Origin of the sequence: Pseudonocardia acidicola, assembly GCF_012911935.1 — a bacterium.
Lineage (GTDB): Bacteria > Actinomycetota > Actinomycetes > Mycobacteriales > Pseudonocardiaceae > Pseudonocardia > Pseudonocardia acidicola.
Genome location: NZ_JAAXLA010000031.1, coordinates 18,248 through 39,994 on the forward strand (window position 1 = coordinate 18,248; position 21,747 = coordinate 39,994).

17 protein-coding genes are annotated in these 21,747 nt (G+C 74.0%); 4 read left to right on the forward strand and 13 right to left on the reverse strand.

The features are described from left to right. Positions 1 to 64 precede the first annotated feature (64 nt). The 3 genes from HF526_RS17445 to HF526_RS17455 all read right to left on the reverse strand — a co-directional run bounded on the left by HF526_RS17445 (position 65) and on the right by HF526_RS17455 (position 1,884). On the reverse strand, positions 65 to 373 hold the full coding sequence (locus HF526_RS17445) for a DUF3017 domain-containing protein (protein WP_169382526.1): 309 nt from the start codon (positions 371 to 373) through the stop codon (positions 65 to 67). 28 nt (positions 374 to 401) lie between these two features. Next, positions 402 to 1,256, reverse strand: coding sequence for a bifunctional methylenetetrahydrofolate dehydrogenase/methenyltetrahydrofolate cyclohydrolase (locus HF526_RS17450; RefSeq protein WP_169382527.1), 855 nt, complete (start codon positions 1,254 to 1,256; stop codon positions 402 to 404). 61 nt (positions 1,257 to 1,317) lie between these two features. Next, complete coding sequence (locus HF526_RS17455) at positions 1,318 to 1,884, reverse strand: pentapeptide repeat-containing protein (protein WP_169382569.1); 567 nt, start codon at positions 1,882 to 1,884, stop codon at positions 1,318 to 1,320. Positions 1,885 to 2,082: 198 nt separating this feature from the next. Between HF526_RS17455 and HF526_RS17460 the strand changes: the two genes are divergently transcribed. Beyond that, on the forward strand, positions 2,083 to 2,721 hold the full coding sequence (locus HF526_RS17460) for an acetate uptake transporter family protein (RefSeq protein ID WP_169382528.1): 639 nt from the start codon (positions 2,083 to 2,085) through the stop codon (positions 2,719 to 2,721). A gap of 61 nt (positions 2,722 to 2,782) precedes the next feature. Here the strand turns inward: HF526_RS17460 and HF526_RS17465 are convergent, their stop codons facing one another. The 3 genes from HF526_RS17465 to HF526_RS17475 all read right to left on the reverse strand — a co-directional run bounded on the left by HF526_RS17465 (position 2,783) and on the right by HF526_RS17475 (position 8,826). After that, positions 2,783 to 6,124, reverse strand: coding sequence for an error-prone DNA polymerase (locus tag HF526_RS17465; protein WP_169382529.1), 3,342 nt, complete (start codon positions 6,122 to 6,124; stop codon positions 2,783 to 2,785). Between the two features lie 66 nt (positions 6,125 to 6,190). Further along, positions 6,191 to 8,041 carry a DNA polymerase Y family protein gene (locus HF526_RS17470; RefSeq protein ID WP_338051540.1) on the reverse strand — a complete coding sequence of 617 codons (1,851 nt, stop codon included), beginning with the start codon at positions 8,039 to 8,041 and terminating at the stop codon, positions 6,191 to 6,193. Then, positions 8,038 to 8,826: a hypothetical protein gene (locus HF526_RS17475; RefSeq protein WP_211177382.1), complete on the reverse strand. Its 789-nt coding sequence runs from the start codon at positions 8,824 to 8,826 to the stop codon at positions 8,038 to 8,040. The genes HF526_RS17470 and HF526_RS17475 overlap by 4 nt, the downstream gene beginning before the upstream one ends. A 719-nt stretch (positions 8,827 to 9,545) precedes the next feature. Here HF526_RS17475 and HF526_RS17480 point away from each other — a divergent pair. Further along, positions 9,546 to 11,402, forward strand: coding sequence for an ABC transporter transmembrane domain-containing protein (locus tag HF526_RS17480; protein ID WP_169382530.1), 1,857 nt, complete (start codon positions 9,546 to 9,548; stop codon positions 11,400 to 11,402). Positions 11,403 to 11,600: 198 nt separating this feature from the next. Here the strand turns inward: HF526_RS17480 and purH are convergent, their stop codons facing one another. The 7 genes from purH to HF526_RS17515 form a co-directional block, all read right to left on the reverse strand. Further along, complete coding sequence (purH, locus tag HF526_RS17485; protein ID WP_169382531.1) at positions 11,601 to 13,166, reverse strand: bifunctional phosphoribosylaminoimidazolecarboxamide formyltransferase/IMP cyclohydrolase; 1,566 nt, start codon at positions 13,164 to 13,166, stop codon at positions 11,601 to 11,603. Beyond that, a complete protein-coding gene (gene purN, locus HF526_RS17490) occupies positions 13,163 to 13,810 on the reverse strand; it encodes a phosphoribosylglycinamide formyltransferase (protein ID WP_420821632.1) in 648 nt (215 codons plus the stop codon). Before purN ends, purH begins: the two co-directional genes overlap by 4 nt. Positions 13,811 to 13,907: 97 nt before the next feature. Further along, positions 13,908 to 15,683 (reverse strand): cell division protein PerM, encoded by a 1,776-nt coding sequence (locus HF526_RS17495; RefSeq protein WP_169382533.1) that lies wholly within the window; start codon positions 15,681 to 15,683, stop codon positions 13,908 to 13,910. Positions 15,684 to 15,758: 75 nt separating this feature from the next. Next, on the reverse strand, positions 15,759 to 16,751 hold the full coding sequence (locus HF526_RS17500; protein ID WP_169382534.1) for a DUF5336 domain-containing protein: 993 nt from the start codon (positions 16,749 to 16,751) through the stop codon (positions 15,759 to 15,761). Between the two features lie 215 nt (positions 16,752 to 16,966). After that, positions 16,967 to 17,854 carry a succinate--CoA ligase subunit alpha gene (sucD, locus tag HF526_RS17505; protein WP_169382535.1) on the reverse strand — a complete coding sequence of 296 codons (888 nt, stop codon included), beginning with the start codon at positions 17,852 to 17,854 and terminating at the stop codon, positions 16,967 to 16,969. Positions 17,855 to 17,856: 2 nt separating this feature from the next. Beyond that, positions 17,857 to 19,026, reverse strand: a complete 1,170-nt coding sequence (sucC, locus tag HF526_RS17510; RefSeq protein ID WP_169382536.1) for an ADP-forming succinate--CoA ligase subunit beta — start codon at positions 19,024 to 19,026, stop codon at positions 17,857 to 17,859. Positions 19,027 to 19,203: 177 nt separating this feature from the next. Next, entirely contained in the window at positions 19,204 to 19,593 is a 390-nt protein-coding gene (locus tag HF526_RS17515; RefSeq protein WP_169382537.1) for a methylmalonyl-CoA mutase, read from the reverse strand. Positions 19,594 to 19,679: 86 nt separating this feature from the next. Between HF526_RS17515 and HF526_RS17520 the strand changes: the two genes are divergently transcribed. Together HF526_RS17520 and HF526_RS17525 are read left to right on the forward strand one after the other, a co-directional pair. Further along, on the forward strand, positions 19,680 to 20,636 hold the full coding sequence (locus tag HF526_RS17520) for an esterase/lipase family protein (RefSeq protein ID WP_169382538.1): 957 nt from the start codon (positions 19,680 to 19,682) through the stop codon (positions 20,634 to 20,636). A gap of 201 nt (positions 20,637 to 20,837) precedes the next feature. Further along, positions 20,838 to 21,737 carry a M23 family metallopeptidase gene (locus tag HF526_RS17525; protein WP_239028799.1) on the forward strand — a complete coding sequence of 300 codons (900 nt, stop codon included), beginning with the start codon at positions 20,838 to 20,840 and terminating at the stop codon, positions 21,735 to 21,737. The last annotated feature ends 10 nt before the right edge of the window (positions 21,738 to 21,747 follow it).

The following is a 21,747-nucleotide window of genomic DNA, read 5'->3' on the forward strand; positions in this document are numbered from 1 at the left end:
TCCTCGCGTGGTCGGAGCGGGGTTGCGGGAGGATACCCCAGATCAGACCTGACACCGACGTCAATCAGGGCCCGACGGTGAGCGACCCCCGGGTGATGGTGGCCGCGAGCGCCACCACAGCCAGGCCGAAGGCGCCGTAACAGAGGACGTCGATCACCCGGCTGCGGATGGCCAGCAGGCCGACCCGCTCCTGGGGCAGCACCATCCGCATCGCCGCCGCCACCAGCAACGACCCGCCGAGCAGCGCCGACCCCTCACGCCAGTGCTCGATCAGGACCCGGTACAGGCCCAGCGCGGCGATCAGCAGTACCAGGATCAGCGGCCCGTGCACGGACAATTGGTGGCGGAGATCGCGCTTTCCCGGCGCGGTCACTCCGGCAGGCTCCGTTCGGAATCGATGCTCACTCCGGCAGGCTCCGTTCGGCCGCCTCCACCACGTTGGTCAGCAGCATCGCCCGCGTCATCGGGCCGACCCCGCCCGGCATCGGCGCCAGCATCCCGGCCACCTCGGCCACCTCGGGGCTCACGTCGCCGACCAGCCCGCGGTCGGTGCGGGTGACGCCCACGTCCAGCACGGTCGCACCGGGCCGCACCATGTCGGGCGTGATCAGGTTCCGCACCCCGGCGGCGGCGACCACGATGTCGGCCCGGCGGACCTCCTCGGCGAGGTCCTTCGTGCCGGTGTGGGTCAGGGTCACCGTGGAGTTCTCACTTCGCCGGGTGAGCAGCAGCCCGAGCGGACGGCCCACCGTCACCCCGCGGCCCACCACGGTCACCCGCGCGCCGTCCAGCTCGACGCCGTAGCGCCGGCACAGCTCGACGATGCCGCGCGGCGTGCACGGCAGCGGCCCGGGCTCCCCGAGCACCAGCCGGCCCAGGTTCACCGGGTGCAGGCCGTCGGCGTCCTTGTCCGGGTCGACACGCTCCAGCAGGGCCCCCGTGTCGAGTCCCCTGGGCAGCGGCAGCTGCACGATGTAGCCGGTGACGGCCGGGTCGGCGTTGAGCTCGTCGATGACCCGCTCGACATCGGCCTGCGAGGCGTCGGCCGGCAGCTCGCGCTGGATCGAAGTGATGCCGACCTTCGCGCAGTCGCGGTGCTTGGCGCGGACGTAGGAGTGTGATCCGGGATCGTCGCCGACCAGTACTGTCCCCAGCCCCGGGGTCACCCCGGCCGCCGTCAACTTCTCCACCCGCACGGCCAGCTCGGCCAGCATGTCGTTGAGGGTGGCCTTGCCGTCCATCACCGTCGCAGTCACGGCCCCCATTGTCCCAGAACCGCCCGGGAGCCCGCGGGCTCGCTCCCGGCCACGGCGCAGGTCAGCCGATGCGCAAGCCGTGCGCGGCGGCGAACCGCAGCGCGGTCTCCGGGTCGACGGTCGCATCGGTCAGGCCAGCCTGCACCAGACCGTCGGCGTCGATGCGGACGCCGCGCAGGTCGGCGCCCTCCAACCGGGCACCGCGCATGCGGGCGCCGGTCAGGTCGCTGCCGCGCAGGTCGCAGCCCCGCAGGTCGGCCTCGACGAGGTTGGCCTCGCGCAGCCGCAGCCCGGACAGGTCGGTCTCGCGCAGGTCCGCCCGCCCGAGCGCGACGAGCGTGAGGTCGCAGTCGCTGAGCACCACCGGGCGCAGCCGGCTGTCGGTCAGCGTCGTGCCCAGCAGCGAGCAACCGCGGAACGCCGCGCCGACGAGCGTCGCCCGCCGCACGGTGCAGGTGCGCAGCGCCGTGCCGCGATGGGTCGACTCGCCCAGGTCGGCGCCGGTGAAGTCGCACTCGTCGAACGTGCAGCCCTCGGTGGTGAGCCCGTGCAGGTCGGCCTCGACGAACCGGCACCGGACGAACCGCCGCCGCGTCCAGACGACCGGCCCGGCTGACAGGTCCGACAGGTCGAGATCGGCGAATTCATCCTGGTCGTCCAGATCGTCGGCTTTCACAACACGCACGTCACGAGCTTGTCACGATGTGGGCAGGGGCCAAGATCCAGCCGATCGGAGAGGTCCGCAATCGGTGTGAGAGGGCGCACAATTCCACCCGACCGGCGTAGCAGCCGGGATGACCGCTCGACTCGACGAGGAGTTCAGCACATGAGTGTGGAGAGCGACGTCCAGCAGGCACCCGGCCTGTCCGAAGACGTGGCCGCGGTGCCGCAGGGGAATCCCGCGCTGCTGGGTCTGATCACCTTCCTGCCCGCAGGCATCACGCTGGGCCTGTGGTTCATCGGTTACCTCGACACCGCGACCCTGGCCGGCGGCATGGTGCCGATCGTGTCGTTGTCGGCCGGCTTGTTCCTGCTGGTCGCCTCGGTCTGGGCCGCACGGCTGGGGGCGAGCCCGGTCTCCGCGATCTTCGGGGTCTTCTCGGCCTTCTGGCTCAGCTTCGGCCTGCTGCTGATCGCGGCCACGAGCGGCTGGTGGGGCCTGACGAGCCCGGCGGCCGTCGCGAGCACCCAGCGGACCTACCTGCTGTCGTTCCTGATCGTCTTCGTGCTGCTCACCGTGATCACCCTGCGGCTGCCGCTGACGTTCACCGCGGGCTTCGTGCTCGTCGACATCACCTTCGCCCTCGCCTTCATCGGCGTGGCCTCGGGCAACACGGGCCTGTTCCCGATCGCCGGCATCACGACGTTCCTGTTCTGCGCCGTGTTCGCCTACATCCTGGCCGACGGAATGGGCCAGGACCTGGGCGGCAAGCCCATGCCGCTGGGCAACCCGCTGCAGCGCTGACGTCGCACGCATCCGGAGGCCTCGCCGCAGTTCGCGGCGAGGCCTCCACGCGCGGCGCCGATCAGCGGAAGTCGCGCGACCGCACCGGCACGGCCAGCGTGAGGCGCTGCAGCCGGTCGGCGACGAGGTTGAGCACGCCCTCCGGACTGCGCTCCAACCGGCCGCGGACCAGCAGCGCCGAACTGCCGGTCGCCACCGCCCGGTAGCGCGCCCACAGCCCCTCCGAGCAGGTGACGTTGAGCATCCCGCTCTCGTCCTCCAGGTTGAGGAACGTGACCCCGCCCGCGGTGGCCGGCCGCTGGCGGTGGGTGACCAGGCCACCGACCAGCACCCGGGCCGGGCCGCCCGCCCCGGCTCGCCGCCCCACCTCGTCCAGGCCGTCGATCCGCACCGCGCCGAGCTCGTCGAGCCGGGCGCGCAAGTGCTGGATGGGGTGGCTGTCCGGGGAGACCCCGGTGGCCCAGACATCGGCCACGGTCAGCTCCGCGTCGGTCATCCCCGGCAGGGCCGGCGCGTCCAACCCGACCGCCGTGCCGGGCAGATGGTCCGGCCGCACCGCCGCCACCACACCGGCCGCCCACAACGCCGAGCGGCGGTCCACCCCGAAGCAACCGAACGCCCCCGCGGTGGCCAGCGCCTCGGCCTGCGGCCCGGTCAGCCGCACCCGGTGAGCCAGGTCCGCCAGGTCCCGGTAGGGGCCGCCGCGGCCGCGCTCGGACTCGATCTCCGCGGCCAGCTCCTCGCCCACCGTGCGCACCTCGGCCAGGCCCAGCCGGATCGAGCGGCCACCCGCACTGCGCGGGTCGGGCTGCAGGATCGCCCCCGCACCGCCGAGGTTGACGTCCGGGCCGCGCACCAGCACCCCGTGCCGGCGGGCGTCGGCCACCAGCGACTGCGGGGAGTAGAAGCCCATCGGCTGGGAGTTCAGCAGCGCCGCGCAGAACGCCGCCGGGTAGTGGTGCTTGAACCAGGCGCTGTAGTAGACCAGCGACGCGAAGCTGATCGAGTGACTCTCCGGGAAGCCGAAGTTGGCGAAGGCCAGCATCTTGGTGAAGATCCCGTCGGCGACCTCCCCGGTGATCCCGTTGGCCGCCATACCGTCGAAGAAGCGGCCGCGCAGCCGCTCCATCTTCTGCGTCGAGCGCTTGGACCCCATGGCCCGGCGCAGCTCGTCGGCGTCGGCGGCGGAGAACCCCGCGACGTCGACGGCCACCTGCATGAGCTGCTCCTGGAACAGCGGGACCCCGAGGGTCTTGTCGAGCGCGCCCTTGAGCAGCGGATGGTCGTGCCGCCACTCCTCGAGGCCGTTGCGCCGCCGGATGTAGGGATGCACCGACCCGCCCTGGATGGGGCCGGGACGGATCAGCGCGACCTCCACCACGAGGTCGTAGAACACCCGCGGCTTGAGCCGGGGCAGCGTGGCCATCTGGGCCCGGGACTCCACCTGGAACACCCCGACCGAATCGGCCCGCCGCAACATGGCGTAGACCGCGTCGTCGATCGGCTGCAGCTCGTGCAGCTCGATCACCCGGTCATGGTGCTCGGCGACCAGGTCGATCATCTTGTGCAGCGCGGTGAGCATGCCCAGCCCGAGCAAGTCGAACTTGACCAGCCCGGCGGCCGCGCAGTCGTCCTTGTCCCACTGCACGACGGTGCGGTTCTCCATCCGGGCCCACTCCACCGGGACGACCTCGCAGACCGGCCGGTCGCAGATCACCATCCCGCCGGAGTGGATGCCGAGGTGGCGGGGGAAGCCGAGCAGCTGATCGGCCAGGGCCAGCACCGGCGCGGGCATCCCGGCCGGCGCGTTCCCGGACCCGTCGCCGCTGAGCCCGTGCCAGCGCTCGATCTGCTTGCTCCAGGCGTCCTGCTGTCCTGGTGAGTACCCCATCGCCTTCGCCATGTCCCGCACCGCCGAGCGCGGCCGGTAGGTGATCACGTTGGCCACCTGGGCGGCGCAGCCGCGGCCGTACCGGCCGTAGACGTACTGGATGGCCTCCTCGCGGCGGCCCGACTCGATGTCCAGGTCGATGTCGGGATAGCCGTCGCGGGCCGGGGACAGGAACCGTTCGAACAGCAATCCGTTGCCGACCGCGTCGACCTGCGTGATGCCCAGCGCGTAGCAGACCGCCGAGTTCGCCGCCGAACCCCGGCCCTGGCACAGGATGTCGGCCTTGCGACAGAACTCGACGATGTCGTGCACGATCAGGAAGTAGCCGGGGAAGTTCTTGGCCTCGATGATCGCCAGCTCGCGTTCCACGGTCTCGACGGCCTCGGGACACTCGGCGTGGCTGCCGTAGCGCCGCGCCACCCCCCGGTAGGTGAGCTCGCGCAGCCAGCTGGCCTCGGTGTGTCCCGCCGGCACGTCGAAGGGCGGCAGGTCGGGGGCCACCAGGTCGATCGTGAACGCGCACTCGGCGCCGAACGCGGCGGCCCGGGCCACCGCGCCCGGGTAGCGCGCGTCGAACCGGGCGGCCATCTCCGCGCCGCTGCGCAGGTGTGCCGTGCCGGCCGGGGGCAGCCAGCCGTCGGCCTCGTCGAGGCTGCGCCGGGCCCGGACCGCGGCCAGCGCGGTGGCCAGCGGGTAGCGGTCCGCAGTGGCGTAGTGCGCGGCCGTGGTGGCCACCGTCGGGAGACCCATCCCGGCGGCCAGCGCGGCGAGCGCGTCGTTGCGCTCGGTGTCGGTGGGCAGCGCATGGTGGGTGAGCTCGACGGCCACGTGGTCGCGGCCGAACCGGTCGACCAGGTCGCGCAGCGCGAGCGCGGCGGCGTCGGGCCCGCCACGGCGCAGCGCCTGCTGGACGGCGCCCTTGCGGCAGCCGGTGAGCGCCAGCACGTGGCCCGCGGTGTCGCCGACGATCTCGTCGAGGTCGTAGACCGGACGGCCCTTCTCCTGCCCGCGCAGCTGGGCGGTGCTGATCGTGCGGCACAGCGCCCGGTAGCCCGCGGGATCGCGGGCCAGCAGCAGCAGGTGGCTGCCCTCCGGATCGGGCACCCCGTTCTGCGGAGCGGTCAGCCCGAGGCTCAGCTCCGCGCCGAAGATCGTCTTCACGCCGAGCTCGGCGGCCGCCTCGGCGAACCGGACCACCCCGTACATGCCGTCGTGGTCGGTGAGCGCGATCGCCTCCAGACCGAGCCGGGCCGCCTGTTCGACCAGTTCCTCGGGATGGCCGGCGCCGTCGAGGAAGCTGAAATTGGAGTGACAGTGCAGCTCGGCGTAGGGCGTCCGGACGGGCGGGCCAGGCAGGTCGGGGGCCCGATAGGGCTCGCGCTTGCGCGACCAGGCCGGCCCGTCACCGCCGTCGGCCTCCGGGCCGCCGGTCAGGCTCGCACCGTCGCGCGCCCGGCCGGAGAGCACCGCCTCCAGCTCCGACCAGCTGACATCCGGATTGTTGAAGCCCACGGATCGAACCATAGTCGAACACATGTTCGAACACGGTGGATCTGTCCACAGGCCGGGAGGGAGACATCAGTCGTAGATCCCCATCACCCACCACCCCCCGGTCCGGCCGAGCAGCAGGAACGCGACGCCGTCGTCGAGCAGCACCTGCAGCCGCGCGCCGCCGCCGGTGCCCGGCACCCACCACCGTTGCCGGAGCGGCCACGGGCCGGCCCAGCCCACCACCGTCACGAACGGCCCGCCGTCCACGGCGATCCGGTACGGGGGCGCACCGAGCAGGTCGCAGGCGATGGGCACCACCGGCAGCCCGGCGACGTCGAGCAACTCGGCGCGCAGCGGCTCCGGCGGCACGATCGCGGGGGACGGCGCGGGAAGCCGGCCCGGCCAGACCGGCACCGGATCCCGGATCGCCGCGCGGGCACCGCGGACCGGGCGGCTGCGCCGGGTGGCCGGCCCGCGCCGGGCGGCGCCCGGCGTGATCGTCGAGCCGGAGGGTGCGGCTCCCGGTTCCGGGGTGGCGCTCCCGGCCGGGCCGGGCGTGGGCGTCCGGCCGGGATCCGGCACGAAGCCCGGCGCCGGAGAGACCGTTTCGGGCGCCACGGCCGGGCCGGACGGCCCCGCCGAGAGCCCGGACGGCACCGACGGCGGCATCCCGGCCGGGGCCGCCGCGGAGGCGACGGCGCCGCGGTCGTCCCCCCAGGGCACCAGGAGCACCCGCTCCCCCGGATCCCGCCCGCCGGCCAGCACCGCGGTGACCACCGCGTCCGGCCCGAGCAGCGCCTGCACCCGCACCAGTGCGCGGCCGGCCCGCTCGCCGGCCTCCCCGACCTCGCCCCACAACCCCAGTTGCAGCGCCCCTGCGGTGACCGTCTCCTCCGGGGTCAGCCGCAGCCGGACCACCGCGCCGGACCCGCCCCGGGTGAGCCAGGCGTCGAGCTGCCAGCGGACCCGGTCGACCGTGCCGGACGGCGTCAGCGGCTCGGCGCAACGCCAGATCCGCAGCAGCTCCTCCCCCTCCGCCGTCCACGCCGCGACCCCCAGCCGGGTGCAGGACAGCCCGTGCCCGGCGAGCACCCGGTGCAACCGCTCGGCCAGCCCGCGGGCGGCGAACGCGGCGGCGTCGACCCGGTCGACCGGCGGGTCGAGCTCGATCTCGACGGCCAGTTCCTCGGGCGGGTGCCGCCGCACCGGCGGCCGCGGATCCAGCCCGCGGGCCAGCCGGTGGGCCAGCACCGCGTCGGCGCCGAACCGGGACGCGACGTCGGCCGCCTCCAGCGCACCGAACGCACCGAGGCTGCGCAGCCCGAGCTGGCGCAGCAGGCTGACCAGCTCGGACCGGTCGACCTCCGGCTCACGGTCGAGCTCGTCGACCCCCAGCGGCGCCAGGAACTCGGGGGTGGCGCCGGGCGGGACGCTCACCGCGCGCCGGGCCGCCAGCACGGCGGCGAACAGCCCGTCGGCCAGCCCGATCTGACACTCCACGCCGGTGCGCGCCGCCACCTGGTCGGCCAGCCGTTCCGCGGCCTGCAACTCCCCGCCGAAGTACCCCACCGGCCCCTGGGCCGCCAACGCCACCAGGCCGGGCCGCACCACCTCGACGCCCGGAGCCAGCTCCTCCACCGCGGACACCACCGGCTCGAACAGCCGCGCGTCGCGGTCGGCGTCGCGGGCGAGTACCGCCAGGTCGGGGCAACGGGCCTGCGCCTCCCGACGGCGCAACCCGCGGCGCACCCCCTGGGCGCGCGCCGTCGCCGAGCAGGCCAGCACCCGGTTGGCCGCGACCACGGCCGCCGGCCGGTGCGCCGGCACGTGCTCGGCCAGCGCGGCCGCCGTCACCGGCCAGTCCGGGGACCACACGGCGAGCACCCGGGCGGGCCCGGGCTCCGCCGCAGCACTCCCCGGCTGCTGCGGCCCGCTCACATCGCCGTCCGGGCCGCGACCCCCGACGGCCGGGCCGGGCGCTCGGCCGGTTCCGCGCCGACGTCACCGACGGTTCCCCCGCCCGAGCCGATCACGCCGGGCCCGCCCGCGCCGGGGCCACCGCCGGGCGCGGGCAGCAGCATCCCCGTGCTGCGCCCGGCCGGGGCGATCCCTCGGCCACGCAGCCGCACCCGGACCCGGCGGGAGCACAACCGCCCGCCGCCACCACCGACCAGGCCCTGCCACTGCGTACGCGTGCAGCCCAGTTCGACGTCCGCCCCGGACCACGGCCCCAGGGCCAGCAGCACCGCCCCACGCTGACGGGCCCGGGCCATCAACCGCTGCCGGTCCGCGGCGGACACCCCCGCCCGTTCCACCCCGGCCACGGCGACCAGGTCGAGCCCGTCGAGCAGCGCCGCGGTGACCGCCACCAGGTCGCGGCCCGGGCGCGGCACCAGGGCCAGCCGTTCGAGCCGGATCCCGGCCTCGGCCGCGGCCACCAGGCCCAGCCCGGGCCGGCCGACCACCCCCGCCCAGGCCCCGCCGGCCGAGGCTTCGGCGAGCAGGGCGAACAGCAGCGAGGTGGCCCCGGGCCCCGCCGAGACCGACACCGTCGAGCCGCGCCGCAGCCCACCGGCAGGCAGCAGCCGGGCGAGCGGCCCGGCCACCGGGAGCAACCGCCCGTCGGCGCCCGGGGACGCCACCGGCCGCACGGTCTCCGACCGGTTCTCCATGCGGCGGAGCAGCCCCCGGGCCATCTCCAGCCGGCTCGCCGCCTCGACCACCGCTCATGCCTCCCGGCGCACGTCGGGACCGCCGCGGGGAAGTCGGCGCATTCGAACTGATGTTCGGACTATAGGGCTCGGCGGGGACCCCCTCAAGTCGCTCCCGAATGACGGGACCGGCCGGGCGGACCTGCGGCCGACTCCCATGCGCGCAGTGGCCGCTGGCTCACCCGGCGTCGAATCCCGAGCCGGGACACCCCGCCGTTCAGCCGTATCCGATGGTCTCCGTGGAACTGGCCGGCGGCGCGGTCATCGCGGTCGCCGAGACACCGCGTAGCCCTCCTACAACAAGGACACGTCGCGGACAGCGGATACATATTTATCGTCCCTAGTTTTCTTCTTGCAGGCCGATCCAAACGGTCGGCAGCAACCTCGAAGGAGATAAAAGAGATGTCGAAGTTCCGTCCGCTCCCGCCCCGCCGCCCCGTCGAGCCGAAGCGCGACGACAAGCGCTGCGACAAGCGCAAGGACCGTCGCTGATCAGGCACTTTCCCGCCTGACGGCATCGCCTGGGGCACGGGAGACGGCCGGGGTCCGCTACCGAGCGGGCCCCGGCCTCCTGCCGCGACGATGATTCCGAGCACTCCCGAGATCAATTCTCCACGCTCTCAGGAATGAGAGAGAAATGCCGGCGCCCAGCCGGGGCCGACACCTGCGCTGTGGAAATCGTACGGAAACAGAAGGACGATCCAGATGACCACCCCGACGGGACGGCTCCGGTGACGCTCACGCCGGCCGGGCGGTCCGGCCCGATCGTCGGCACCACCCGTGCGGCCACCCTGGTCCTGCGCCGGTTCTGGCCGCTGGCCCGGCCGGACCGGGCCACCCTCGCCGCAGCGACCCTGCTGCTCGTCCTGGCCGCGGCGGCCGACACCGTGGCCGTCCGGATGTTCTCCGACATCGTCGACGGCGCCGTCTCCGACGGCAGCCTGAACGCCTACTGGGGCCCGGCCGCGCTGTGGCTGGCGACCGCCGTGGCCGGCGGGGTGGCCACGTTCGCCGGGTCCTACCTGACGGCCCGGGCGGCGGAGAACTTCCTGCTCCGGCTCCGTGACCAGGCCTTCGGGCACCTGCAGCGGCTCAGCCCGGACTTCTTCGCGCACCACCCGCTCGGCGACCTCGTGTCCCGGCTCACCGGCGACATCGAGGTGATCGAGGAACTGGTCTCGTCGGGGGTCGTGCAGGTGCTCGCCTCGGTGACCACGGTGCTGTTCTTCGCCGGGGCCGCCTTCTTCATCCGCTGGGACCTCGCGCTGGCCATCCTGGTGCTGCTCCCCCTGCTGCTCATCGCGACCCGCCGGTTCTCCGCACGCATCCGCACGCTCTCGCAGAGCGAACGGGAGACCAACGGCACGATCAGCACCGTCGTCGAGGAGGGCATCGCCAACGTCGCGCTGATCCAGGCCTACGGCACCGAGCGCCGGGAGGCCGACCGGTTGCACCTCGAAGGCCGGCGCTGGCTGCACGCCCGGTTGGCCCAGACCCGCTTGGCCGCCCTCTACGCGCCGCTCACCGACCTGTTCGAGACGATCGGCATTCTCGCCGTGCTCGGGGTCGGGGCCTGGGAGATCTCGGCGCACCGGCTCACGATCGGCGGGCTGGTCGGCTTCGCCACCTACCTCGGATTCCTCTACGGGCCGCTGCACCGGCTCGGCGACCTGATGCTCAGCGTGACGGCGGCACGGGCCGCCGGCGACCGGCTCTCCGAGATCCTCGACGCGGTGCCCGCGGTGGCCGACCACCCGGCGGCGCTCACCGGGCCGGCCAGGTCCGGGCTGGTCGAGTTCGACCGGGTGGTCTTCGGTTATCCGGGCGCCGAGGGGCCCAGCCTGCGCGGTGTCTCGCTGCGCGCCGAGCCCGGGCGGCTGCTGCTGGTCACGGGTCCGAGCGGGGCGGGCAAGTCGACGCTGGCGCGGCTGCTGCTGCGCTTCTACGACCCGCACGCCGGGCGGATCACCCTCGACGGCGCCGACCTGCGCGACATCAGCCTGGCGGCGCTGCGCACCAGCGTGACCCTGCTGCCGCAGGAGACCGCAGTGCTCGACGGGACGGTCGCCGACAACATCGCCTACGGCAGCCCGGGGGCCCCGCCGGCGGCGATCCGGGCCGCCGCCCGCGCCGTCGGCGCCGACGAGTTCATCTGCCGGCTGCCCCAGGGGTACCTCACCCCGCTGGGGCACCGCGGCCCGCAACTGTCCGGTGGTCAGCGGCAGCGCATCGCGTTCGCGCGCGCCGTGCTGCGCGGTGCGCCGGTGCTGGTCCTCGACGAGCCGACGACCGGGCTCGACGCCGCCTCGGTCGCCGCTCTCGCACCGGCACTGCGCTCGCTCGCGCGGGGCCGGACCACCATCGTGATCACCCACGACCTGGCGCTGGCACCGATGGCCGACCGGATCGCCGTACTCGACCGCGGCACGGTGATCGAGCACGGCACCCACGCGCAGCTGCTCGCCGCCGGCGGGCTCTACCGCAGGCTGTTCCAGGGCGGCGGGCAGGGCACCGCACCGAGCCCCTGGCGGAGCGCCGTCGAGGACACCGCGCGGCACGCCCAGCCCGAGCGGGCGGGCGCGCGATGATCCGGATCGCCGCCGGGACCACGGGCACCTGCGCAACGACCGGACGGGTGCACAGGACCACCTCGGCGATCACGATCGGCAGCTCTCCCGGCCCGCGGCGCCGCTCCCCGCCACGCCGGACGTGGACTACGTCCGGGTCCGGCGGCGGGGGCATGAGGCCCGGTCCCCGGCGACGGAGCGCGCCGGGGACCGCCGCGCTCAGTGCGCGAAGTGCCGCGTGCCCGTCAGGTACAGCGGGATGCCCGCGGCGGCGGCCGCCGCCGTCACCTCGGCGTCGCGGACCGACCCACCGGGCTGGACGACGGCACGCACGCCGGCCGCCAGCAGCACCTCGAGCCCGTCGGGGAACGGGAAGAACGCATCCGAGGCGGCCACCGAACCGCGGGCCCGGTCGCCGGCCCGGGCGACCGCGAGCCGCGCCGCGTCCACCCGGTTGACCTGGCCCATGCCGACCCCGACGGCGGCACCGTCGCTGGCGAGCAGGATCGCGTTGGACTTCACCGAGCGGCAGGCCCGCCACGCGAACGCGAGATCGGCCAGCACGTCGTCGGAGACGGGCTCGCCGGTCGCCAGCGTCCACGTCACCGGGTCGTCGCCCGCGGCGTCGATCGCGTCGCGCTGCTGCAGCAGCACCCCGCCGCCGATCGGCCGCATCTCGGCCCCGCCGCGCACCACCTCGCCCGGCAGCCGCAGCAGCCGGACGTTCTTCTTGCGGGTGAGGATCTCCAGCGCGCCGGGCGCGTAGGACGGCGCGAGCACCACCTCGGTGAAGATGTCGGCGACCTGCTCGGCCATCGCCTCGGTGACCTCGCGGTTGGCCGCGATCACCCCGCCGAACGCGCTGAGCGGGTCGGTCGCGTGCGCCTTGCGGTGCGCCTCGGCGATGTCCCCCGCGGCGCTGATCGCGATCCCGCACGGGTTCGCGTGCTTGATCACCGCGACGGTCGCGACGTCGCCGTGGTCGTGCGCGGCGCGCCAGGCGGCGTCGGCGTCGACGTAGTTGTTGTAGGACATCTCCTTGCCGTGCAACTGCTCGGCGTTCGCCAGGCCACCCGACCCGCTGGTGTAGAGCGCCGCGGCCTGGTGCGGGTTCTCCCCGTAGCGCAGGGTGGCCTGCCGCTGCCAGGTCCCGCCGAACCACTCCGGGAACGGCCCGTTCGCCCCGGCCGCCAGCACGTCGCCCATCCAGGAGGCGACGGCGACGTCGTAGGTCGCGGTGTGCCGGAACGCCTCGGCCGCGAGCCGGCGCCGGTCGGCGAGGGTGAAGCCGCCGGACTTGATCTGCTCGAGCACCCACTCGTAGTGCACCGGGTCGACGACGACGGCGACGCTGTCGTGATTCTTGGCCGACGCCCGGACCATCGCAGGGCCGCCGATGTCGATCTGCTCGACGCACTCGGCGGGGCTCGCGCCCGAGGCGACGGTCTCGGTGAACGGGTAGAGGTTCGACACCAGCATGTCGAACGGCGCGATGCCGAGGTGCTCGAGCTGGCTCAGGTGCTCGGGCTTGCGGGTGTCGGCGAGCAGACCGGCGTGCACCCGCGGGTGCAGGGTCTTGACCCGGCCGTCCAGGCACTCCGGGAAGCCCGTCAGCTCCTCGACCGGGGTGACCGGCACGCCCGCGTCGGCGATCCGCTGCGCGGTCGACCCGGTGGAGACGATCTCGACACCGAGCGCGTGCAGCCCGGTCGCCAGGTCCAGCAGCCCGGCCTTGTCGTAGACGCTGATCAGCGCCCGGCGTACCGGCCTGCACTCGCTGCTCACGGGATGTCCACCTCTCGTCCACTCACGCCGGCACCCCTGCGGGCCAGCGCATCGACGGTGCCCACGAGCAACCGCCGCTCTTCGATCTTGATACGTTCGTGCAGCTCGGCCTCGGTGTCGCCGGGCCACACCCGGACGGCCTCCTGCGCCAGGATGGGCCCGGTGTCGACGCCCGCGTCGACCAGATGCACCGACGCGCCGGTGACCTTCACCCCGTGCGCCAGCGCGTCGCGCACCGGGTGCGCCCCGGGAAAGGCGGGCAGCAGCGCCGGATGCGTGTTGATCACCGGGCAGCCGGTCCCGGCCAGGAAGCCCGGGCCCAGGATCTTCATGAAGCCCGCGCTGACCACCAGATCCGGGCGGTGCCCGACGACGGCGGCGGTGAGGGCGGCGTCCCAGGTGGCACGGTCCGGATGATCGGCCGTGCGCACGACGAACGCGGGGACGCCCGCACGCTCCGCCCGCGCCAGGCCCTCGATGCCGGTGCGGTCGGCTCCGACCGCGACCACATCGGCGGGGTAGCCGGGCTCCGCGGCGGCGTCCAGCAGTGCCTGCAGCAGCGTGCCCGAGCCGGAGACGAGGACCACCACGCGGCACGGAACGGGGAGCTCGACCCGGTGGGGACTGCTCGACAACGCAGGCAAGCACGCTCCTTGTTCAGCTGGTGATACCTCCAGGGTAGGCCGCGTCCTGCGTCACAGCATGGGGGCCGTCCCCTTCGAGGCCCACCGGGTGCTCCGGTCAGCGGGGGTCGCCGGAGGGGGCGCCGCCGGCGGCCTCGGGCTCACCCTGCTCGGCGGTCCGCTCCGCAGCGGCGGCCTGACGGGCCCGCAGCGCGACCAGCTCGGCAACCGTGCGCGGCCGGGGCTCGGGCTCCTCCGCCGGCTCCGGGCGCCCCCCGGCGGCGCGGCCGCGGTCCTCCGTCTCACCCTCGGGGTCCGGCTCCTCGTCGGGCTCGGACCCGTGGTCCGGGCCGGGCCGGGAGTCCGGTCCGGAGCCGGGCTCGGCCTCGGCGCGCAACCGGGAGTCCTGGCCGGCGTCCGGGTCGTCCTCGCCGGCGGCCCGCTCCTCGGCGACGTCCTGCTCGTACCCGTCGTCGACGTCGTCGCGGCGGTCGTCCTCGGCGGTCCGGTCCTCGGCCTGCTCGTCCTCTGCGGCCTCCGCGTAGTCCTCCGGGTAGCCCTGCTCGTAGACCTGCTCGTAGCCCTGCTCGTAGCCCTCCTCGTACCCGTGAGCATCGTCATAGGGCTCGTAGGGCTGCTCCTCGTAGACCTCCTCCGCGGCCGGGACCGGCACACCGTCGCCCGACCGCTGGAACGCGGCGATCAGCAGCGCCGGGCCGCCGATCCACAGCAGCACCGCCGGGACGACCAGCTGCACCGGGAGCCGGACGGGATCGAAGGGCCCGGCGGCGAGCCGGCCGCCCGCCAGCACCGCGAGGAGCCCGACCGCGACCGCCGCCAGCCCGGTCGCCACGGCGGCCGCCCGCAGCCGCGACACCGCGGCCGCACCGGGACCCAGCGCGCGCCGGCACGTCACGCCGACCAGGACACCGACGGCCAGCGGCAGCAGGAACACCGCGATCGCCCAGGACGGCGGCTTCCCCCCGGGCAGCGCGGCCAGCAGCGGGAAGGACAGCGACGGGCCGGGCGAGACCCCGAACGGTGACGCCGCGGCGGCCCCGACGGCCACCCCCGGGCCCAGCGCCCAGCACAGCCCGGCGGTCACGGCGTTGGGCAGATAGGCCAGGGCGAGCAGCGTGACGCCCAGCGCGGCACCGAACCCGGCCGCGAGCTGCTGGTACGCCTGGTGCACCGCGACGGCGTGCAGCACCAGCCCGGCGAGCAGCAGCAGCCCGCCGACAAGGAGCAGCCCGATGGTCCCGACCAGCGTTCCGCGCAGGCCGGCCCACCCCCAGGCCGGCACCCGCACCCGCCACTCGGCCGGCAGCCCGCAGGTCCGCAGCAGGCCCGCCCCGGTCGCCGCGCCCGCGACCAGGCCCGCGCCGACCATCGCCGCCCACGGCGCCGCGACCACCGCCGCGGCCCGCGGCAGCAGCGCGCTGCCGAGCACCGCGACCGCGGCGTGCGCCCCGGCCTGGGTGGCCAGCACCGCCCCGGCGTCGGTCCGCAGCCGCCCGCCCAACCGGCGCACCGACCAGCCCGCGCCCGTCATGACGACGGCGAACAGCGCGATGGTCGGCAGCATCGGCAGCACGCTCAGCGGCTGCCCCTCCAGCATCAGCGGGATCTGGTGGGCGGCCAGCCACAGCGGGATCGCCGCGGCGAACGCGCCGTCCACGGACATCCCGCCACCCGCGGTGAGCACCACCAGGACTGCGGCCGGGACGAGCATCGCGTAACTGACCAGCACGGTGCCCATCGCCCCGGCCAGCAACACCCGCAGCCGGTCCAGGCCTTCGACGGACGTGCCCGTGGCGGGGTCGTGGTCGACGGCGGACGCCGGGGTGTGCTCGGGGTCGGCCGACCGGTCTGGAGCGGAGAGGGCGCGGCTCACCCCGTCAGCGTCGCAAAGCGGGGCGCCGGGGCGGGGCAGGCACGCCGCAGCGGCTCGTTCTCACCCGCCGCGGTGTCACGCGGAGCGGTCGTCCCCCCTCTGCTGGGAGATGATCCGGGTCTGCTCGCTCTCCTTGGGCCGCCCGGGCTCCGCCCCGGCGTCGCCCTGCGATACGCCGTACGGGTTCGGCTGCCCGGCCGGCGGGGTTCCCGGGCCACCGGGTGCACCGTCCGCCGGGGGCGGGCCGCCGGCGGCCAGGGTCTGCGTGGGCACGGCGTTGGAAGCCACGTTGCCGTACCACGGGGCGTCGGCCTGCTCAGCGGCCGCGGGCGGCTTCGCGGCACCCGGCTGCCCGGACTCGGCGCCCTGTCCGGGCGCACCCGCCCCCGACGGCTGACTGAAGCCGTAGCCGCCCTGCGGGGCGTAACCGCCGAAGCCGCCCTGCGCCCCGTACCCGGGCTGCTGCTGGCCGTACCCCGGCTGCTGCGCGCCGTAGCCGGGCTGCTGGCCGTAACCGTAGGGCTGCTGGCCGCCGAACCCCGGCTGCTGGCCGTAGCCCCCCTGCCGGCCGTAGCCGGGCTGCTGGCCGTAGCCGTAGGGCTGCTGGGCGCCGAAGCCCTTCGGCGCACCGGCCGGTCGCGGTGCCGGCTGCTTGAGCACGCCCGCGTCGAACAGCAACGCCCCGACCAGCGCGCCGGCCTCCAGGAACCCCAGGACGAGGATGACGACCGTCACCGCGGAGACGGTCCCGGCCCCGGCGGCGATGCCCTGGAGCAGGAGCAGGAAGCCGAGCAGACCGGCCACCGCTCCCGGCAACAGCAGCCGGCCCGCCTTCGGGAGCAGCACCGCGCCGCCGAGCAGACCACCGGCCAGCAGCAGGACGCTGATCAGCGAACCCACGATGGCCGGGTCGAAGAAGCTGAGCAGGTAGATCACCAGGGCGAGCCCGCCGCCGGCGAGCACGAGCAGCCGGGCCGGGCCGGGACCCAGCCGGGGCTCGGGTGCGGCCTTCTCGGCGGCCTTCTCGGCGGCGGCCTTGTCGGCCTGTGTCTCGGCGGGTTGAGTCATCGAGTACTCCCTCGTCACCACGGGAATGTGGCGTCGGACGGGTTAGCCGGGCGCGGGGAACGCTAACCCATCGGACTGAACTGGCTGCGGCCGACGCAGCGCCGGCCGGACGGGCCCGCGGAGCCCGCACACACGAAACGCGCGGGGGGCGGCCGCCGGTTCCCCGGCCGCCGCACACCCCGCGCGTCGCTGTCCTACTCGCGTGTTACCGCAGCTCAGAGACTCCTGATGATCTCGCGCATGAGCTCCGCGGTCTCGCTCGGCGTCTTGCCGACCTTGACCCCGGCGGCCTCGAGGGCCTCCTTCTTGGCCTGCGCGGTGCCGGCCGAGCCGGACACGATGGCACCGGCGTGGCCCATCGTCTTGCCCTCCGGCGCGGTGAACCCGGCCACGTAGCCGACGACCGGCTTGGTCACGTTGGCCTTGATGAAGTCCGCGGCCCGCTCCTCGGCGTCGCCGCCGATCTCGCCGATCATCACGATCGCCGCGGTCTCCGGGTCGGCCTCGAAGGCCTCCAGCGCGTCGATGTGCGTGGTGCCGATGACGGGGTCACCGCCGATGCCGATCGCGGTGGAGAAGCCGATCTCACGCAGCTCGTACATCATCTGGTAGGTCAGCGTGCCCGACTTCGACACCAGACCGATCTTGCCGGGGCCGGCGATGTCGGCCGGGATGATGCCGGCGTTCGACTTGCCGGGGCTGATGATGCCGGGGCAGTTCGGGCCGATGATGCGCGTCTTGTTGCCCTTGGCGACCGCGTGCGCCCAGAAGTAGGCGGAGTCGTGCACCGGGATGCCCTCGGTGATGACGACGGCCAGCCCGATCTCGGCGTCGATGGCCTCGATCACGGCGTCCTTGGCGAACTTCGGCGGCACGAAGACGACGCTGACGTCGGCGCCGGTCTCCTTCATGGCCTCCTCGACGGTGCCGAACACCGTGAGGTCCTTGCCACCGATGGTCACGGTCTGGCCGGCCTTGCGCGCGTTCACGCCGCCGACGATGTTCGTCCCGGCCGCGAGCATCTTGGCGGTGTGCTTGGTGCCCTCACCGCCGGTGATGCCCTGGACGATGACCTTGCTGTTCTCGTTGAGGAAGATCGACATGCTCAGGCTCCTGCCGCGGCCAGCTCGGCGGCCTTGTCGGCCGCGTTGTCCATCGTGTCCACCTGGGTGACCAGCGGGTGGTTCGCCTCGTTCAGGATCCGGCGGCCCTCCTCGACGTTGTTGCCGTCGAGCCGGACCACCAGCGGCTTGGTCGCGCCGTCGCCCAGGATCTTCAGCGCCTCGACGATGCCGTTGGCCACCGCGTCGCACGCGGTGATGCCGCCGAACACGTTGACGAACACGCTCTTGACGTCCGGGTCGCCCAGGATGACGTCCAGGCCGGCCGCCATGACCTCGGCCGACGCGCCGCCGCCGATGTCGAGGAAGTTGGCCGGCTTGACCCCGCCGTGCTTCTCGCCCGCGTAGGCGACGACGTCCAGCGTCGACATGACCAGGCCCGCGCCGTTGCCGATGATCCCGACCTCACCGTCGAGCTTGACGTAGTTGAGGTGCTTGGCCTTGGCCTTGGCCTCGAGCGGGTCCTCGGTGCGCTGGTCGACCAGGTCGGCGTGCCCCGGGTGCCGGAAGCCGGCGTTGTCGTCCAGCGTGACCTTGCCGTCCAGGGCGATGATCTTGTCCTGGGGGTCGCGCACCAGCGGGTTGACCTCGACCAGCGTGGCGTCCTCGGCCACGAAGGTCTCCCACAGCTTCACGATCACGTCGGCGGCCTCGTCGGCCACCGCGGCCGGGATCTTCGCCTGGGCGACGATCTCGGCGGCCTTCGCCTTGTCGACACCGGCGATCGGGTCGACCGGCACCTTCGCCAGCGCCTCGGGGCGCTCGACGGCCAGCTGCTCGATCTCCATGCCGCCCTCGGCCGAGGCCATCGCGAGGAAGGTCCGGTTCGACCGGTCGAGCAGGAACGAGAAGTAGTACTCCTCGGCGATGTCGCTGGCCTCGGTGACCAGCACCCGGTGCACGGTGTGCCCCTTGATGTCCAGCCCGAGGATGGCCTCGGCCTTCTCCCTGGCCTCGTCGGGGTTGTTGGCCAGCTTGACGCCGCCGGCCTTACCGCGGCCACCGGTCTTGACCTGAGCCTTCACCACGACGGCGGTGCCCAGCTCGGCGGCGGCCGCGGCGGCGGCGTCCGCCGTCTCGACCGTCTTGCCCGGAAGCACCGGGACTCCGTGTGCGGCGAAGAGGTCCTTCGCCTGGTACTCGTACAGGTCCACTCGGATCTCCTGCCCACTTCGCTGAACCAGCGGGCGGGTTGCCGTGCGAGATCCGCACCCGGCTCCGGCGCCGCCCGCAGGGCTGACCGTGCTACCGACGATGGACCCTAGCGACGCCGCTCGCACATGCTCTGACCTGCCCCGGTGACACCAATCACGCTTCGGTGCGACGCCCCGTCACGGGGCAGTGGCGCGCGCCACTGCGGCGCGCAACTCGTCGAGGATCCCCGGGCCCGCGTCCGCACCGGCGACGACCACCGCGACGTCCGCGGCGTCCCGCTCGGCGAGCAGCCGCCGCACCGCGGACGCGGCGTCAGGGGCGCCTTCGGGGAAGCCGATGGCACCGGCGTCCTCCTGCAGCGCGGTCCGCACGATCTGGTCGGGTGTCGGGCCGGCCGCGGTGAGTACGACCTCCATCCCGCCGTCGCGCAGCGTGCGGGCGAGCGCCATCGCGGCGCGGGTGTCGCTCTCCGCGTCGCCCGGGGTGACGAGAACCACCCGCAACCGCTCGCCCACCGCGCACCTCCGCACCCCGGCCGATCCCGCGGCCGAAAGGGTGATCTTCACGACCGACCACCGCCTGGACCTGCGAAAAGTAACGGATCGGGAACGCGGAGCGGGCGAGTCCGCCGAATGTGGCTTACCTTCCGTTCATGGCGCTGGTCCGCTCCGGGCTGACCCGCCTGGCCGCGGCGGCCGGCGGGGCGCAGGCGCTTGCCAGCGAACTCGGGCGCGCCACCGGTTACGCACTGCGCACGTTCGGCGCGCCGGCCGGGGTGCGCGGGCTGACCGTCGAGGGTGCCTGGCTGGCCGCCCACGTCGCCTCCTACCCGCTGGGCCTGATCCGCGAGACGATCGAGGACCGGGCCGTCTACCGGACCGACGCGCTACCTCCCGTGCAGCGCAGCCTCGTCGTGGCCGACGTGCAGGCCGCCGGCACGCCGATCCTGCTGGTGCACGGCATCATGGACAACCGGTCGGTGTTCACCGTCTTCCGGCGGGCACTGCGCCGGCGCGGCTTCGGTGTCGTGCACGCGGTCAACTACAGCATCCTCACCGGCGACCTGCGGACCGCCGCCCACGAGTTGCGCACCCACGTCGAACGCCTGCGCGAGCTGACCGGCGCGGAGAAGGTGCACATCGTCGGCCACTCGCTGGGGGGCATGATCGCCCGCTACTACGTGCAGCGGCTGGACGGGTCGGCCACGGTGGACACCCTGGTCACGCTCGGTAGCCCGCACACCGGGACCGCGACGGCGTACCTGATGCCGACCCCGCTGGCCCGTCAGCTGCGGCCGGGCTCCGACGTGCTGGCCGAGCTGGCCGAACCGGCACCCGACTGCAGCACGCGGTTCTTGGTGGTCTGGAGCCGGATGGACCAGATGATCCTGCCCCAGGGGAATGCTCGGCTGATCCATCCGGACCTGCACATCGAGGAACTCGAGCTGCGTGATGTGGGTCACCTCTCGCTGCCGATCGACCCGCGTTCGGTGCACTGGGTAGCCACCGCGCTCGCCCGGACGCAGGCCGGAGAGCACCCGCTCGGGCACCGGTATCAGCACCTCAGCCGGGTTCCGGACACGCTGCGTGAGGAATCGTCCCCGGCGTAGGACCCGGATCGAGTCTGTGCATCGACACGCCGCCGCCGGATTTGCCTGCCGGCCGCGAACCCCGCTACGTTCGCGCGGTCCGTGTCACAAACCGGTCACGGCGGGTAGCAGGACCGACCCCGATCGGCTCTGCGGGTTCCCCACCCACCACCGCCGCACGGGTGCCGCGGACCGCCACATCGCTGTCGAGAAGGGCAGGTCTTGGCGCGCCACCGCTCCCCGAGCAGCGCCGAACCGGTCCCCGACCACGGTGCGCCGACCGGCGTACTCGACGTCCGGGGGACATACCGGCTCCCGGCGCCACCCTCCGCGTCACTGCGCGGACGTGCGACGGTCGCCGCCGTCGCCACCGGCGCGATGGTGGCGGCAGGCCAGTCGCTGGTGTCCCTGCACGCGCCCAACCCGGTCCAGGACGCGTACGCCAAGCTCGCCGCGAACGCGATGGTGCCGGTCACCGACGTCGTCAACGCCTCGTCCGCAGGGCCCACCGCGCTGCCCGCGATCGGCGGCGACCAGCTCGCACCCGACTCGCTCGCCCCTGCCGCTCTCGATCCGCAGTCCGAGGTCGACGTGCAGAACCTCACCAAGGCCGTGGACATCGGGGCGCAGCTGGCCAAGAAGGCCTCGGTGCTGCAGCAGGCACTCGCCGGCGGCGCGCCGGAGGCCGCCCTGGTCGGCGGCGCCGCCTACGTGCTGCCCACCGTGGGACGTTTCACGTCGGGCTTCGGCGGCCGGTGGGGGGTCTTCCACTACGGCATCGACCTGGCCAACGCCATCGGCACCCCGATCTACGCGGTGACCGACGGTGTGGTCGAGGAGTCGGGGCCGGCCAGCGGCTTCGGCATGTGGGTGGTGCTCAAGCACCCGGACGGCACGCACAGCGTCTACGGGCACATCAACCGATCCCTGGTCACCGTCGGCCAGAAGGTCAAGGCGGGCCAGGAGATCGCCGAGATGGGCAACCGCGGCCAGTCCACCGGCCCGCACCTGCACTTCGAGATCTGGGCCCCCGACGGCACCAAGATCAATCCGCTGCCCTGGCTGGCCGCGCACGGAATCAAGATCGATACGGCCGGGGCGGGCAACGGGCCGGGCGACTGACGCCGCGGGC

Coding starts and splice junctions, on each gene's coding strand:
- HF526_RS17520 (WP_169382538.1), top strand. CDS start 19,680: ATGGCGCTGGTCCGCTCCGGGCTGACCCGCCTGGCCGCGGCGGCCGGC.
- sucD (WP_169382535.1), bottom strand. CDS start 17,854: ATGTCGATCTTCCTCAACGAGAACAGCAAGGTCATCGTCCAGGGCATC.
- HF526_RS17500 (WP_169382534.1), bottom strand. CDS start 16,751: ATGACTCAACCCGCCGAGACACAGGCCGACAAGGCCGCCGCCGAGAAG.
- HF526_RS17460 (WP_169382528.1), top strand. CDS start 2,083: ATGAGTGTGGAGAGCGACGTCCAGCAGGCACCCGGCCTGTCCGAAGAC.